We start from the raw sequence: 13,961 nt of genomic DNA, 5'->3' as shown, positions 1-13,961 counted from the left end.
ATATTAATATTATTTAATGATATAGACCAGCAAATAGACCAACAACTATCAAGTATTGAACACAATCTATTATAATGTAACTAAGTATTTCCATTATAAAATTAGTAATACTATTCAAAGATTTGATATTAATATTACTAGGTGGCTTTGAATATTAATCATGATACTCATAATCCCAGTCATTGCTTTCATTACCGTCATAGCTGAAATTATTTTCTTCGTATTCATCAGGATCAGTTCTATAGTGCCCTGATACTTCAGTGCCATCACTACGTACATAACTATTTACGTAACCATAACCTACTCCGTTGGAATATTCATCGTCATAAGAATCTATATCTTCTTCGTAAATTTGAATTTCACTATATTCACTATCATAATTTGAACCGTAGCTCTTGTCGTTCGAAGGTGTATAAACAGGACTATTTGCGTAAAAAATCAGAAAAGCTGTTAATAGTACAATATTTAAAAGTAAGTAGCCTCCTCCTCGATGTACTACATCAAATATAAACCATACTTTTTTAATATAGCTTATACCAAAACCTAGCTCCGAGTTAATTTTTACTGAAGCGACTGTGTATTTGAGCCTTTTCAAAAGAGGTGATAATACATACAGTAGATAACAAATAAAGATAATAAGTATTATGATTTTCATCTAATTTTCTCTAGGTCTATTCGAATATTTGTTTGTTATTTACATCACTGCATAATATTTTAGAGCTAAAAATACTTTATAGACCTATTTTAAATTCACCGCTTAAACCGTTTAATACTACTCACCACCACCCCAAATAATTCAAGCGATCCCTTAACCAAGATATCGGCATAATTGTCATTGTGCGCACGTAAGATGATGTTATCACCTAATATTAACTGCCTAGCAGTGAAGCCATCGTCTATCTATTAGCGCAATCACGATGTCTTTATGACAAGCTGTCAGTGAGCGATTAACGATTAAGATGTCATTGGGGTAGATGCCGATATTCAACATGCTATCTCCTTCTACCTCGACCAGATAAGTTGATGCGGGATGGCGGTATAAGTAAAGTGTTCAAATCAATACAGTTTTGCACATAGTCAGTTGCTGGGCTTGGAAAGCCTGCTTTTACCTTATCGCTGTATAAAGACAGCAATACTGTTTCACCATCGTCTGTAAGCTCACCGATTATTTTGACTGGCATCTAATAACCTTTTGATAGTTTTATTGAGTTGATAATCAAACTCAATAAAAACTGCTGTTGCAGTCCATATAAGGCTTCTTCAAATCTCTTACGAAATCTTACCCAACTTCTAAATAAACCCCTTTATCTTCGAGTTTTATTAAAGTTTTATTTATCAAATCGACCTGTCTATCAGTAGGTGTCTTTAAAGATTTTCCAAGTAAAACGTTAGGTACTAGTGATAAAACTTGCTTATCATTTTCATCCAGCACATCTTTTTCTTCCGCATCTTTTATTAAAGCTAACCATTTAGCTGGAGGAGTGTTGAATAGTTCTATCAAGCTACTTACAGCTTTAGTCACTGTCTTGGTTTGCTGAGCTGAATCTTGACGCTTTTCTTCAATGATATTTTTAGAAACTAGTTGTGTTTTAAACATCATATCTAGTGAGAAGTAATCACCCTTATCAATAATAGACTGTACTTTCATTAGGTTTTCTTTAGACTTAGCCATAGACAATACGGCATTTCCGGTTTCTTCACTGAACTGATTGAGTAGATCATTTATCTTAATGGAGATCTCGATAAACTGATCATGAAAAAATTCATTTACGTCCTGATCTTGCCATACTTTTGGATAGTTGAACTCAAGACCTTGTTTATCCATTAAAGCTTTAATAATATATATTGTATAAGCGGTCAAGGTTGCTTTGGTATTACCAACAAACTCTTCCTGCTTATATACTGACTTTTTACAGGCTTGCCAGATAATAAACTTCGCTACTAGCTCTTTAAAAAAATACTCATTTATTGTCTCAGGGTTATTATCCCAGACCTTTTCAATTGACTGTGCAAATCCGTTAAATGCTATTTGAGCCCCTTTAATAGCATCATGAGGTCTCTTGTCAAAAATGAGATAAATTTTGGCCAAATCTGTTTTGATAATTAACTGTTCTTTAGGGTGTTCAGATCTGAATGCTTTTTTACCTGCATCAGTTAGTTTACTTTGAGCATTTAAGTAAGAGCCTCTCGCTCTTTCGTAATACCAGCGTGTAGGTTTGATCCTTTCTTTTGACGTTGGAGCAAGTATTTGTCGTGATAGTTTTTCAAGAGTCCGATGGAAAGGATGGTTGGAAAAGAAGTCGGAATCCTTAATAGCGTTCTGAGAGTTCGCGAAGCGAGAAATATTACTAATGAGCTCATCTGACTTTGCATCGCTCACTACATTAAGTTTTAACTGAACCCTTATTTTACTTAGATCGGCTTTATCTTTCTTTTGAGTCAGTAATAAAGAAGCTGTAGTTTGCCCTCCATTCACAATCTGTAAGTTATTTATCTTGGTAATAACCTGTTTGCTTTTATCATATTCCACATCTGATGCTGTAGCCGTTAAGCCGTTGTTATAGCTAAAGAAATATTCGGGCTCTGTTTTAATCGTCTTCCTAATACCTTTATTAATTTTGCCACGAAATTGCAAAAAGCTTCTGACGTTTGCTTCTAATAGTCTTGCTCCATATTCATCATAAAGATTAGCAATCGTCTGTCCATTTACAACGCATAAATAGCTTGTTAGTTCGTCTGATTCTGTTGCCAGTAGGGAAGGAACTGCACCTCCCCATTCGCTCAAATCAATTTCGATCGCTTCAGATTTTGTTTGACTGCTCTCAAGATCGTAGATTCGTTTGATATCCCAGATATCAAGTTTTAGAGGAATATCTACGTCCTCATCTATTTCCTTTTTATCCGCCACCCGACTACTGATTTGAGCATTGGTTAAAATGATAAGCTTAATAGACTCAATACGTTTATATTTTTGGAATATTTCTTGAGCTGCTCTATAACCATCTGAACTTTCTTCTAAGCTTTCAATGAAATCTTTTTTCAACGCACTATTAAAAAAGTTAATACCTGCTTTTTTCAACTGTTCAATGCGACTATTTGTTAAAGATTTAATATTGTCATCATGAACGAAGTCGTTAATGAGTATAACTAGTTCTAATTGATCTAAGTCTAGGTCGTTAAAATCGCCGTTAAAACCTAACCCATCAATACGCCCATAACGAGATCCTGGTTTGTAAAAATGGTATAGCTCTAAGTCATCAACGACGCCTTGTTCCTCAATATAAGGAAGTATCTTTTCAATGAATAAAAGCTCTTTGTAGTTACCCTGCGTGGTCGAGCTATGGTCGAGCTCATTCATCAGATCAGTATAGTAGCTTTGAAGATCAGTTGGATTATTCATAGCCTTCCTCCATTTCGTCTGACTCATCTTCATCACCAAAGTAGTCTTCCATAAAGACTTTATTAACCAAGTAGCTTACAGGGTTATGGTTACTGGATTTTGGAAAGCTAATCGCATATGCTGGTACATCTTGGTATTTTGGATCGTCACCCTTTTTATCACCTTCTTTTTTAGACCCCACATAAAGATCGAAAGACTTGAGTACAAGTAAAGGACGACTTCTATTTCTTCTATAGAATCGAGCGGTTTGTTTAACTTTCGATTTCTCTTTTTGTTGTTCTGCACTTGCGTACTGCTCATCTGTTAAGCCAAAAGCTTCTTCCCATGGTCTTAAAATACGACCACCACCGTCAGCTGTTTTGACATGATCTGAGTGATAGCAAGATTTTGCAAAAGTACGAACCTGAGATAGTGCGTTTTCACCTAAATAACTTTTATGAATTGCAATATCCCAAGTTGCCAACTCATCCTCTCGTTCTTCAATATAGGATATCAGCGCCTCTTTCCTGCCATTATCATCGATTGAATGCTCATACTCATTGAGTAGGTTGATAACCTCGTCAATGCCAACTTTTTGAATCAAATGAAATTGCTTATCGTTTTCTGCTCTAACATAGTTGTAAACTGGCTTAAAGCCATATAAATCAGCAGATTTAAGCGCAAAATCAGTAAATAATTTACGTTGACTAAGTAAATTGTTTAGTGCAATACCACGAAGTGTAAAAGCTTCTTCAGAAAAGCTTTCTGATAGCGTAACAGCCTCTGTATGATGCATTTTGTTGCGTGCAGTAATTAATAGCCCAGTATTACTAGTTCTAACTTTTAAACCAAACTCTGCTGGCGTCAGACCATTTTGTTCCATAATAGAAAACTCTGAGCGCAATTCTTCAATAGATTGAGCAATGAATGCATACCATTCGAATGAAGCGTCAGGAATATATAGCTTACAGAGATCATCATACTGTTCACGGTAGCCAAACCATCGTCCCATCTGCAATAACGTATCTGCCATGGCGGTATTACGTATTAGGTAGCTTATAGTTAATCCTTCTAGAGTAAATCCACGTGATAGACTGTATCCACCGATAGCAATGACATTTAGACCGTTCTCATAATTATCGTAATCTAATTTATCTTTACTCTCACTATTTATTACTCTTACTTTAACTGAATCGATGACTTTTTGTAGCTGAGTAAAAAGCTCATCAACGTTCTGTTTATTTAAGTGAGGTAAGAACTTGCGGTACAAGCCCTCTAAATGTGGGTTTTTCAGACGCTCTTGCTGTGGTTTAGCACCATGAAATTTTACCGCTAGTCTGATTTCTTCTAACGTTTGGCTAACTAGATATTGTGCGTCAGCTTGCTCTTGAGTTTTATGAGATATATTGATCAGCATTGATGTATGTTTATTACTAACTGAGCGTACACTTTTAATAACGATAGTTACCAAGTACTCATAGAGCGCCAAAGTCAAACTTTTAGGAAGTTCAGTAAGAACAAAGTCTTTAGGTTTTTTTAACGGGATACTATCTTCATTATCTTGGATGAACTCTACGTAAGGAGAGTCGTAATTAGGCTCACCATCTTCTCCTAAGAAAAACTGGGCTGGGCCTAGATAATTCGATGGTGGTACAAGCGTAAAAATAAAATGCTTAGGAAACAAATCGTCTGCCAAAGCTTCATCGTGGTTGGCAGGATCTATAAATATATTCGCAAATGGGGTGGCTGTGTAACCGATATAAGAACCCTGACGAAACAAGTTAAAAGTCTCTCTTATTTGCCCATTAATTTTTGTCGTCTCATTTGGATGTTTACTGGTATTAATTGAAGCATTGTCTGCTTCATCGTCAATAATTAGTACAGGCTCGTTAATAAAGCGTTGACCCTGTTCATTATTTCTCAGCCATTTAATCACATTACCTAAAGTATGATGGTTTTTCTTAATGACCATGATGACTGGGTTCTTAGCGTTCTCCAATCGAACTGCCGTTGTCTTACGAATTTTTCCGCTAAAGTCTTCAGTTAAGCTTGTTAAACAGTGTGGCTGTTTCGCTTTAATTTCTTTATCAAGCACTGGGTTATTAGTAACCCCAACTCCTGTAAGTTTTTGCTCCTCACTGTTGACACCTATAAATCCTTTATTAACCCGCTTTTGAGTTTGTGATCTTAAGTTATTGTGAATGCCAGTAATCAGGATAATTAACTTATAGTCATAATCAGCTGCCAAGTTTATCAATGATAGATAATTCGCCGTTTTTCCCGACTGTACATTTCCTACTACTAAACCTTGCCTTTTGAAAGGCGTATCTATATTTGGGTTACCTAATCGCTCTAAAATATCTTCATTAGTGCGCTTCATGACATCAACGACTCTTGCGGGTAATCGTTCTTCATTTTGTAGATAGGTGTAATAGCGGTCGCTATAATATTTATCACTAGAGACCGTATGCAGCCAAGGCGTGATTTCTTGATCATCCAATACGTGAGCATTCTCTTGCTTAGTATTACGAAAGAGATTTAAATTATTTACGATATTATTGAAAACATCCAGCTCGCTCATTTGATCTATATTAAATGTGCTCATAGCTTCACTTACTGCTTCAGAAACACTCAAATTAGTGTTCAGCTCTAGCAATTTAACACTGATACTGTAAATGAGATTAATCATATCCGTATTCATGATTTATTCCTTTGATGTTTTTAGATAGCTTTCCCAGTCTCTGCTGTAATCACTAAAAGGTGCATTTTTTTCTAAAAGAAGTGTTATATCGCTTATCTCAAACCCAATATTAGAAAAATTTTCAAGATAACTGAGCGCTAGCTCCTCAAGTTCTTCATCGGTGTGTTTGGTTTTAAACTCTTTGGGAGAAGAAGCGTAGTCCACATACAACTGGTCAACTGGGAAACTTTCCTCAATTAAAATAAGTATCTGTTTAAGCTGACTTGTTTGCCTAACATCTAAACCTTCCATAAACTGTGAAATTAATGGATAGTCTTTATTAATTTGATAAGAGCGTAAATTTTTATTGGTATATTGATGCCAAAGTGGGGTGACATCTCCTTTGTGTCTATAACCTTTAGAGTTATAAACACGTTTAGATCCTTGAATATAGGTGTCGATATATTGCTTAAGTTGATCTCGCATTTGCTCAGGTGGCTTGGCATGTGATTTTTTAATATCAATATGCCATTCACTATCAAAGTTATTAGGTAGATCAATTTCGATTCGTGTTAGAGAGGTTAAGTCTGATTTTGCAGCTAATCGAAACCAATCACCTGCTATAAGAAGTCTATTAGCTCGATATACGTAGAATCCTTGGCTATCTCGATAGCTACCTAAAGAATATTTGTCATACTCTTCTTTGGTACATTTTGTATGGTGGGGTAGGGTATAGCCTTGCACCTTAATGTATACGTCTTTATATTTGATAGTTTCAAGGTTGTGGACCTGAGTGGCAGGTTTATGGCGAAAGAAGGGGTCCACGTAGCTAATTGCTCTACCGTTAATAACAATGTCTAAATTCGATACAGAACTTGGTGACTTATCTAAAAACCGGTGAAATATCAGTCCTAGATATTTTTCGGCATTATCAAACTTTTGCAATACATGGTTATCATTGCTGCGATTTCCGTCACCTTGCAGACGGTCACAAATCTCCCAGACTACTAAAGTACCTGTGTCTTCCAGTTGATCGAACTGATAGATCTCTACCATCGCGTCATCGCCAAGCTGTATTAAATCCCAGCAATTAGATTTAGTGACTTGATCCAAATCCCAACACATTGCCCACGTCTGATCAAACTGTCTAGTAACTACTGTTAAACGTTTACACTGTGAGAAAGAAGCTGTTTTTAAACCTAGACCAAATCTTCCTAAGTCTTTAGTAGAGCGCTCAATTAGAGGGCTTTTTGATCCAATCGTCATCGCCTTTATGAGTTCATCCCGACTCATGCCATCACCATTATCTAAGATAGCAACCTTAGTTACGGGATCCGTCTCAAAAGTAATGTGGACCTCGCTTGCTCCTGCAGTAATACTATTGTCAATAATGTCTGCCAAAGCTGTATCTAACTCATATCCAATATCTCGCAAAGAGTGCATAAGTGCCGCCGCATTTGGCGGACTATCTATAGTCAGTGACATATTTAAAACTTCCAATTTTTAATATAAAGTTTTTCAGAAAAAAAGTTTATTATTTTGGTTTTAGTTATATCGATTTATTTGGCTGCATTAAAAATCAATGAATCATAATAGTGCCTATTAGCATCACTATCATGAGGCACTAGTGCTAAGTTAAATAATTTAATGAAATTTATTTCATTAAATTTAACTAGCTATTTTTTATAGCCATCCTACACAAGTTTACTAATTAAAGCACTCACTATAGATGCTCTATATACTATTTTCAAAAATCCAAGCGCTTATATAAAAGTAGTAGGATAGATGGCTTTGAGTGTAGAGGTGTGAGGTTGCAGAATTCAAGTGCAGATGTGATTAAGGCGACGATAGTTGTCGTGAGGTTTTTGAAGTATATATAAGTAGGAGGTTTCTAATATAACTGAGTTATAAGGTAATAATTTAAATACGTTTATTTAGATCAGTTTCCTGCTAGCATAAGTTATTACCAATATCTCATCGAGCTACCCCATGTTAAGCCAGTCCCTTTTAGAAGCCTACCAACAAACTCATTATTGTTTTGGTGATGTCGTATTAAATATTGATAAGCCATCTGCTAAAGCAGAGTTGATTTTAAAGCCATTTATACGAAGTGGTGGCTTATTTATCACGGCTTGGAACCCTATGGGCGAATATCTAGATCTTACAACTAATGAGTTAGCAAATGAAGGTTTAAAGAATGAGCTGCTTAGTCGAGGCTTTAATGTCGTTGACGGCTATGGTGAAAATCCTGACGAATCGTGGAGAGAGAATAGTTTCTTTGCTTTTCCGATAGATGAACAAACAAGTATCAACCTGTGTTGTAGCTACCTACAAAATGCGGTGGTATATGTTACTCCCGAAGGTCTACCTTTATTATTGTTAAATCCTAAGCTCTCTAAGTATGAATAAGATTTACATTATTGAGCTACTTAACACGTAAGCTCTTTAGCATATTTTATTCCTCAAACGCTCAGTCGCTGGACTTGCAGTGTCAGTTGTCACTTTCTAGCTGTAAAGCTATAACAATATCTCCTACTCACTTTCTGTGAGCTCTCCTATTATTTTAATTACTATCTATTTTACTTTGTTTCGTTCATTAATAAGTGATCGACTTGTTCAAATATAGCCTCTCTTGATCTAAGCAACTCACTTTATTACATAGCTTAATAGCTAATGGTAAATCCAATAAAATCACTAATATCTTTAAAATACCAACATTAATATAAAAATATTATATCAATACTATTTACACCACTGAGTTTCTATGGTTTAATACTTGCATCAAACAATGATTGCAAGGAAATTCTTATGAAAGCTTCAACGCATTTAGTATCAAGGATGAGTCAACGTGCTATAGGTAAAGCCGAACTAGATATTGTTATGGCTTTCGGAGAAGTAGACGGAGATAAGGTCATTGTAAATAAAAGACGTGCAAAAGAACTACTCGTAGAATTCGAGTTTCTTCTAGCGTGTAAAAAGGAGAGAGTAAGATGAAACTAAGCTGTTATGAGAAAATAAGTTCTGGCGCAGATCTTAATGTCAAAGATATTCAGACGGCTATCAAGACGCTAAAGAATATTTTAAAAAAAGGTGGGGTAGTCGTTGTTTCTGAAAGCGGTACATTGATTACTACCTATAACTTAGACAGCTATGATCGAAGACTTGCTTTTAAATAGCATGTCTTTCAATACTAAATAATAAAGGTAATTTCATCTTATGCAAAAAAATACCCAAAACGTTCAGAGTCTGGTCTGGAGTTTTTATGATCTTATGCGCTCACATGGCATTAGAAAACACAATGAAAATGAAGTCGCATTAAAGCTAATAACAATCTTGGTGTTGTCAAAAGAAGACAAGCTTCCGAATGGTTTAAAGCTAAGTCAAAGTTTAGCGGAGTATAAAGGCGAGTGGTTAGCGCTTATAGACGCTCTTAAAGCAAGTGAGGATAGCCAGATACAGCGGGTTTTCTCATATGATAATGCTCTAGAGGATCTTCCACTGCCATTTATTCACAGCGCAATAAGTACTTTATTGAAGTATCAGGATATCACTCTAGAAAGCCCAGCAGTTGATTCGATCAGAACGATCATTTCAAACTTTACCTCCTCCACTAGTGAGGGTTTTGCAGACTTCAGCGTATACCTGCTAGCAAATGCATTATTAGGGGATAAAAGTGGTAAAACGACCTATCTAATGTCACCAGCTTCACTTCCTTTAGCTATTATAGCTAGCGAGGAGTCTGAAGGTGTTTGCTATGAAACAATAAATCAGTCAGGAATGATAGCAGATGCTTTATCGTTGATGAGCAAAAATAGCTTTGAGGTATCATATTCTAATGCATTGGATAAGCCTGCTTACATAACATCAAAAAATGAACTCAAGACGTTTGATCATGGTGTTAGTTTTTCACCGATGGGCGTAATGGTGCCAAAGCATATTTCTGATAATATCGATAGCTACGATAGATTTATTATACCGACTAAGAAAGTTGAATCAGCTAATATCTTACATTTGATTAAACAATGTCGTGGAACCGTTGTTGTATCTGTTCCTGAAGGATTCTTATACTCTACTATGGAGAAAGATCTGAGGCAGTATTTAGTTGATCAGGGTATGCTTAAAGCAGTGATATCTCTACCTTCAGGAATCTGGACAGGGACTGCTGTAAAGACATCATTATTACTCATTGAGCCAAATGGTAATAATCAATCGGTAAGATTTATAGACGTAACTGGTGAAGAGTTTATTGAAAAGACCACCAAGCGATTACTAAGCTTAAGCAATATCGATATTATTTTAGAGTATCTAGCCTCTGATAAAGAATTAGATTGCGCAACCTCAGTATCATCATCGCTCATCCAAAAAAACGACTATGATCTGAGTGTCGGGCGTTACCTTCTAGATCCAAAGGAAAAGAGAGTCAATAAAATCCTTAGCGAGTCAACGACAGTCACTCTTGATAGGATCGTTCGTTTTGAGCGTGGATTGTCTGTTAAGCCAGACGAAGGTGACTATACTGTCTTAGAGGTAGGCGCTAGCGAACTAAATGACATTGGTGACATCTCTGTACCAACCAAAGAAGCCAATATATCAGAGTCAGAACGTGCGAAGAACCAAACAGGTTTTTTACAGCCGAATGATATTATTTTCATCCTAAAAGGTAGTGCTGGTAAGCTTGGTATCGTGCCTGAAGATGTTCCAACGACAGGCGATAGATGTTGGATGGTAAATCGATCAGCGATAGTAATAAGGACAATTTCTGACAAAGTGAACCCAAAGGTTTTATACGCTTATCTAAAATCAGATATCGGGCAAACTCAAATCTCTGGTCTGATTAAAGGGGCTACTATACCCAATATTTCATTAAAAGAGCTCAAGCAGATACCTGTTATAGTACCGTCTTTAGAAGAGCGAGAGCAGGCAATTGCATGTATAGATAAAAGCAGAGAAACACAAAAAGCTATTCAAAAGCTGCTATCAGAGCAATATGCGATACAAAGTGAGCTTTGGAGTTTATAGACCTTCAAACAACCAAATTTAAAACAATTTAAATATACGTTAGGAAAACGATAGTTTATGGATATTTCAATCAAACAACTCGAAAGTGATCTATGGAACGCGGCTGACAACCTGCGTGCCAACTCAACCCTTACCGCTGCTGAATATAAAGATCCTTTACTAGGTTTAGTGTTTTTACGATTTGTACAAAATCGCCATGAAGATGCTAAGGTTAAAATTCAAGAGTCATTAGCAATCAATCCTCGTACTGGTCAAAAGCGCGAGGTGACCAAAGACGACTTCGTAGCTGCAGGATCGATTCTACTACCTGAAAAAGCCAAATATGATTATTTAGCTGCATTACCTGAAAGCGAAAATATCGCTGAGGCAATCAATAACGCGATGAAACTCATCGAGGAAGAGTATCCCTCATTAGTAGGTATACTTCCCAAAAACTACCAAGTCTTTGATAATAAGCTATTACGCGACTTGGTGCGTGTATTTAACAAAGATGCGGTAAGAAAAGCTAAGGGTGATATCTTCGGTCGTATTTATGAATTCTTCCTGATGAAGTTCTCTATGCAAGGTGCTGGTGCACAAGAGGGTGGCGAATTCTTCACACCGCCATCACTGGTCAATCTGATTGTCAATTTCATTCAACCTGATCATGGCATTATTCATGATCCTGCCTGTGGCTCCGGTGGCATGTTTGTACAGACGGCTCATTTCATACAAGGCCATATGCCAAACAAGAGTGTTAACGAGGCTATTACGGTCTATGGTACAGAGCTTAAAAGTAATAATACTAAGCTTGCTAAGATGAACCTTGCTGTTCATGGTATCGAAGGGGCAATAATAGAGAGTAATAGTTTTTATACTAACCCGCATGATCTCAATGGTAAGTGCGATTTTGTCATGGCAAACCCGCCATTTAACGTAAGTGGTATCGATGGGAAAAATAAATTTCTCACAGAAGACGCTCGCTTGCCGTTTGGCGCACCTTTGACCAAAGGCGGTACGATCGGTAATGGCAACTATTTGTGGATTCAGTATTTCCACAGTTATCTGAATAAGACTGGGCGCGCAGGATTCGTTATGGCATCATCAGCGACTGACGCAGGTCATGCTGAAAAGCTTATACGTCAGCAGTTGATAGAGACAGGCGATGTCGAGTGTATCGTCTCTATCGCTAATAATTTCTTTTATACCCGATCACTACCGTGTCACGTTTGGTTCTTTAATAAAGAAAAGAAGGCGGAAAATAAAGACAAAATCTTGATGATCGATGCGCGTAACACTTATCGTAAAGTCAGTAGCACGATTCAAGATTTCAGTGAGGATCAATTAGAGGGTCTAACAGCGCTAATTAATGCTTTTCGCGGCGATGAGCTTGGCGTTAGTAAAGACAATGAGTGGTTCACTGAGCATTTCCCTGATGGCACGTATACGGATGTCGAAGGACTATGCAAAGTAGTGGATCTTGATGCTCTAAAAGAGCAAGACTATAGTTTAACGCCAGGGCGCTATGTGGGCGTAAATATCGATATTGATATGGATTTTGACTATAAAGGGCGTATGACTGAGATCCGCTCAGAGCTTAGCAGTCTAAATAAAGAAGCAGCTGAGCTTATGAAAAAGATTCAAGGAGTTGAACTATGAAGGAAGACTGGAGAGAATATACTATAGATGACGTTGCTAAAATTATTAATGGCTATGCTTTCAAATCAAAAGATTTTATCAGTTCAGGTGTACCTATTATTAAGATTAAAAGTCTAAAAGACAAAATGCTTGTCATTGATAATGGAGACTTCGTTGATAAAGATTTTTTAAAGTTAAACGAAAAGTATCATATTCAATATGATGACTTTGTAATTGCTATGACTGGTTCACATATAACACTTCCTTCATCAGCAGTTGGAAGAGTCGCTAAATCAAGGCACAAAGAAAAACTTTTACTTAATCAGCGTGTTGGAAAATTCAAAGTAAAAGATAAGATCTGCGATCATAATTTTTTATATTACTTCTTAACAACAGATTATTTTTTTCAAAATGTAGGATTGCGTGCCAAAGGTGCTGGAAACCAAGCGAATATAAGCAATGGAGATATAGGTAGTATCAAAATTCATCTTCCACCACTACCAACCCAACAAAAAATTGCTAGCATCTTATCAGCCTATTATGACTTAATCGAAAATAATATAAGACGTATTGAGCTATTAGAAGAGCAAGCACAGCTCATCTATGAAGAATGGTTCGTACGTAAGAAATTTCCAAATTATGAGAACACACAAATTGATGCAGAGACAGGTTTGCCAGAGGGTTGGGAGAAAAAAGGGTTAGATTATTTATGTTCAAAAATTACAGATGGTACTCATGACTCACCCAAGCAAGTAAATCATGGATGCTACTTAGTTACTGGGAAACACCTTAATAAAGGCATTATTGATTTTGAATCAGCTTATCAAATAAGCATAGAAGATCATGAAAAAATTAGAAAAAGAAGTGGTATCGAAAAAGGGGATATATTATTTTCGAATATTGGTACGTTAGGAAATATTGGTGTAGTAACAGAAGATTTTGAATATAGCTGTAAAAACGTGGTTATTTTTAAGAAAAAGAATTGTTTTGATTCTTTTCTGTATTGTTACTTAACTAATCCTATAAACAAGATAAAGTTAGATAATCAGTCATCAGGGGTTGCTCAGAAATTTTACAGTTTGTCATTTATTAGAAGATTTCAGGATTTTTTCCCACAAGAGCCGCTTATAAAAAAATTTGACGAAATTGTTCAACCTATATTTGAACTAAAATATAAATTACATCAGCAAAATCAGCTTTTACAAGAAGCCCGAGACATTCTCTTACCACGTCTGATGATGGGTATTATCGAAGTATAAAAAATAT

General features: G+C 36.3%; 12 protein-coding genes. 6 read left to right on the top strand and 6 right to left on the bottom strand.

The features are described from left to right. Positions 1-154: 154 nt before the first annotated feature. From PCRYO_RS12145 to PCRYO_RS12125, 6 genes are all read right to left on the bottom strand, one after another. The gene (locus tag PCRYO_RS12145) at positions 155-655 is read right to left on the bottom strand and encodes a hypothetical protein (RefSeq protein ID WP_011514676.1); all 501 of its coding nucleotides are present in this window, start codon (positions 653-655) and stop codon (positions 155-157) included. Between the two features lie 222 nt (positions 656-877). Next, on the bottom strand, positions 878-991 hold the full coding sequence (locus PCRYO_RS13520) for a LexA family protein (RefSeq protein WP_198010338.1): 114 nt from the start codon (positions 989-991) through the stop codon (positions 878-880). A 1-nt stretch (position 992) separates the two neighbouring features. Continuing rightward, entirely contained in the window at positions 993-1,181 is a 189-nt protein-coding gene (locus PCRYO_RS13250; RefSeq protein WP_198010337.1) for a hypothetical protein, read from the bottom strand. Positions 1,182-1,279: 98 nt separating this feature from the next. Then, positions 1,280-3,400 (bottom strand): AIPR family protein, encoded by a 2,121-nt coding sequence (locus PCRYO_RS12995; protein WP_011514675.1) that lies wholly within the window; start codon positions 3,398-3,400, stop codon positions 1,280-1,282. Beyond that, positions 3,393-6,080, bottom strand: coding sequence for a Z1 domain-containing protein (locus PCRYO_RS12130; RefSeq protein ID WP_011514674.1), 2,688 nt, complete (start codon positions 6,078-6,080; stop codon positions 3,393-3,395). The genes PCRYO_RS12995 and PCRYO_RS12130 overlap by 8 nt, the downstream gene beginning before the upstream one ends. A 3-nt stretch (positions 6,081-6,083) precedes the next feature. Beyond that, positions 6,084-7,544 (bottom strand): ATP-binding protein, encoded by a 1,461-nt coding sequence (locus PCRYO_RS12125; RefSeq protein ID WP_011514673.1) that lies wholly within the window; start codon positions 7,542-7,544, stop codon positions 6,084-6,086. Between the two features lie 504 nt (positions 7,545-8,048). On the opposite strand from PCRYO_RS12125, the gene PCRYO_RS12120 reads away from it, so the two are divergent. The 6 genes from PCRYO_RS12120 to PCRYO_RS12990 all read left to right on the top strand — a co-directional run bounded on the left by PCRYO_RS12120 (position 8,049) and on the right by PCRYO_RS12990 (position 13,954). Then, positions 8,049-8,468, top strand: coding sequence for a DUF3293 domain-containing protein (locus PCRYO_RS12120; RefSeq protein WP_011514672.1), 420 nt, complete (start codon positions 8,049-8,051; stop codon positions 8,466-8,468). Positions 8,469-8,867: 399 nt separating this feature from the next. Further along, on the top strand, positions 8,868-9,053 hold the full coding sequence (locus PCRYO_RS12115) for a hypothetical protein (protein ID WP_041753291.1): 186 nt from the start codon (positions 8,868-8,870) through the stop codon (positions 9,051-9,053). Further along, positions 9,050-9,235 (top strand): hypothetical protein, encoded by a 186-nt coding sequence (locus tag PCRYO_RS12110; protein ID WP_041753289.1) that lies wholly within the window; start codon positions 9,050-9,052, stop codon positions 9,233-9,235. The genes PCRYO_RS12115 and PCRYO_RS12110 overlap by 4 nt, the downstream gene beginning before the upstream one ends. A gap of 40 nt (positions 9,236-9,275) precedes the next feature. Continuing rightward, positions 9,276-11,078 (top strand): N-6 DNA methylase, encoded by a 1,803-nt coding sequence (locus PCRYO_RS12105; protein ID WP_011514671.1) that lies wholly within the window; start codon positions 9,276-9,278, stop codon positions 11,076-11,078. Between the two features lie 57 nt (positions 11,079-11,135). Then, complete coding sequence (locus PCRYO_RS12100) at positions 11,136-12,716, top strand: type I restriction-modification system subunit M (protein ID WP_011514670.1); 1,581 nt, start codon at positions 11,136-11,138, stop codon at positions 12,714-12,716. Continuing rightward, positions 12,713-13,954: a restriction endonuclease subunit S gene (locus PCRYO_RS12990; protein WP_011514669.1), complete on the top strand. Its 1,242-nt coding sequence runs from the start codon at positions 12,713-12,715 to the stop codon at positions 13,952-13,954. The genes PCRYO_RS12100 and PCRYO_RS12990 overlap by 4 nt, the downstream gene beginning before the upstream one ends. Positions 13,955-13,961 lie beyond the last annotated feature (7 nt).

It is taken from the genome of Psychrobacter cryohalolentis K5, assembly GCF_000013905.1.
Taxonomy (GTDB): domain Bacteria; phylum Pseudomonadota; class Gammaproteobacteria; order Pseudomonadales; family Moraxellaceae; genus Psychrobacter; species Psychrobacter cryohalolentis.
The sequence above is the reverse complement of the archived record's forward strand: the minus strand, read 5'-3'. Positions and strand labels throughout refer to the sequence as shown.

Excerpts from the sequence above, each read along its gene's own strand:
- PCRYO_RS12145 (WP_011514676.1), bottom strand. The coding sequence starts at position 655 with ATGAAAATCATAATACTTATTATCTTTATTTGTTATCTACTGTATGTA.
- PCRYO_RS13520 (WP_198010338.1), bottom strand. The coding sequence starts at position 991 with ATGTTGAATATCGGCATCTACCCCAATGACATCTTAATCGTTAATCGC.
- PCRYO_RS13250 (WP_198010337.1), bottom strand. The coding sequence starts at position 1,181 with ATGCCAGTCAAAATAATCGGTGAGCTTACAGACGATGGTGAAACAGTA.
- PCRYO_RS12995 (WP_011514675.1), bottom strand. The coding sequence starts at position 3,400 with ATGAATAATCCAACTGATCTTCAAAGCTACTATACTGATCTGATGAAT.
- PCRYO_RS12130 (WP_011514674.1), bottom strand. The coding sequence starts at position 6,080 with ATGAATACGGATATGATTAATCTCATTTACAGTATCAGTGTTAAATTG.
- PCRYO_RS12125 (WP_011514673.1), bottom strand. The coding sequence starts at position 7,544 with ATGTCACTGACTATAGATAGTCCGCCAAATGCGGCGGCACTTATGCAC.
- PCRYO_RS12120 (WP_011514672.1), top strand. The coding sequence starts at position 8,049 with ATGTTAAGCCAGTCCCTTTTAGAAGCCTACCAACAAACTCATTATTGT.
- PCRYO_RS12115 (WP_041753291.1), top strand. The coding sequence starts at position 8,868 with ATGAAAGCTTCAACGCATTTAGTATCAAGGATGAGTCAACGTGCTATA.
- PCRYO_RS12110 (WP_041753289.1), top strand. The coding sequence starts at position 9,050 with ATGAAACTAAGCTGTTATGAGAAAATAAGTTCTGGCGCAGATCTTAAT.
- PCRYO_RS12105 (WP_011514671.1), top strand. The coding sequence starts at position 9,276 with ATGCAAAAAAATACCCAAAACGTTCAGAGTCTGGTCTGGAGTTTTTAT.
- PCRYO_RS12100 (WP_011514670.1), top strand. The coding sequence starts at position 11,136 with ATGGATATTTCAATCAAACAACTCGAAAGTGATCTATGGAACGCGGCT.
- PCRYO_RS12990 (WP_011514669.1), top strand. The coding sequence starts at position 12,713 with ATGAAGGAAGACTGGAGAGAATATACTATAGATGACGTTGCTAAAATT.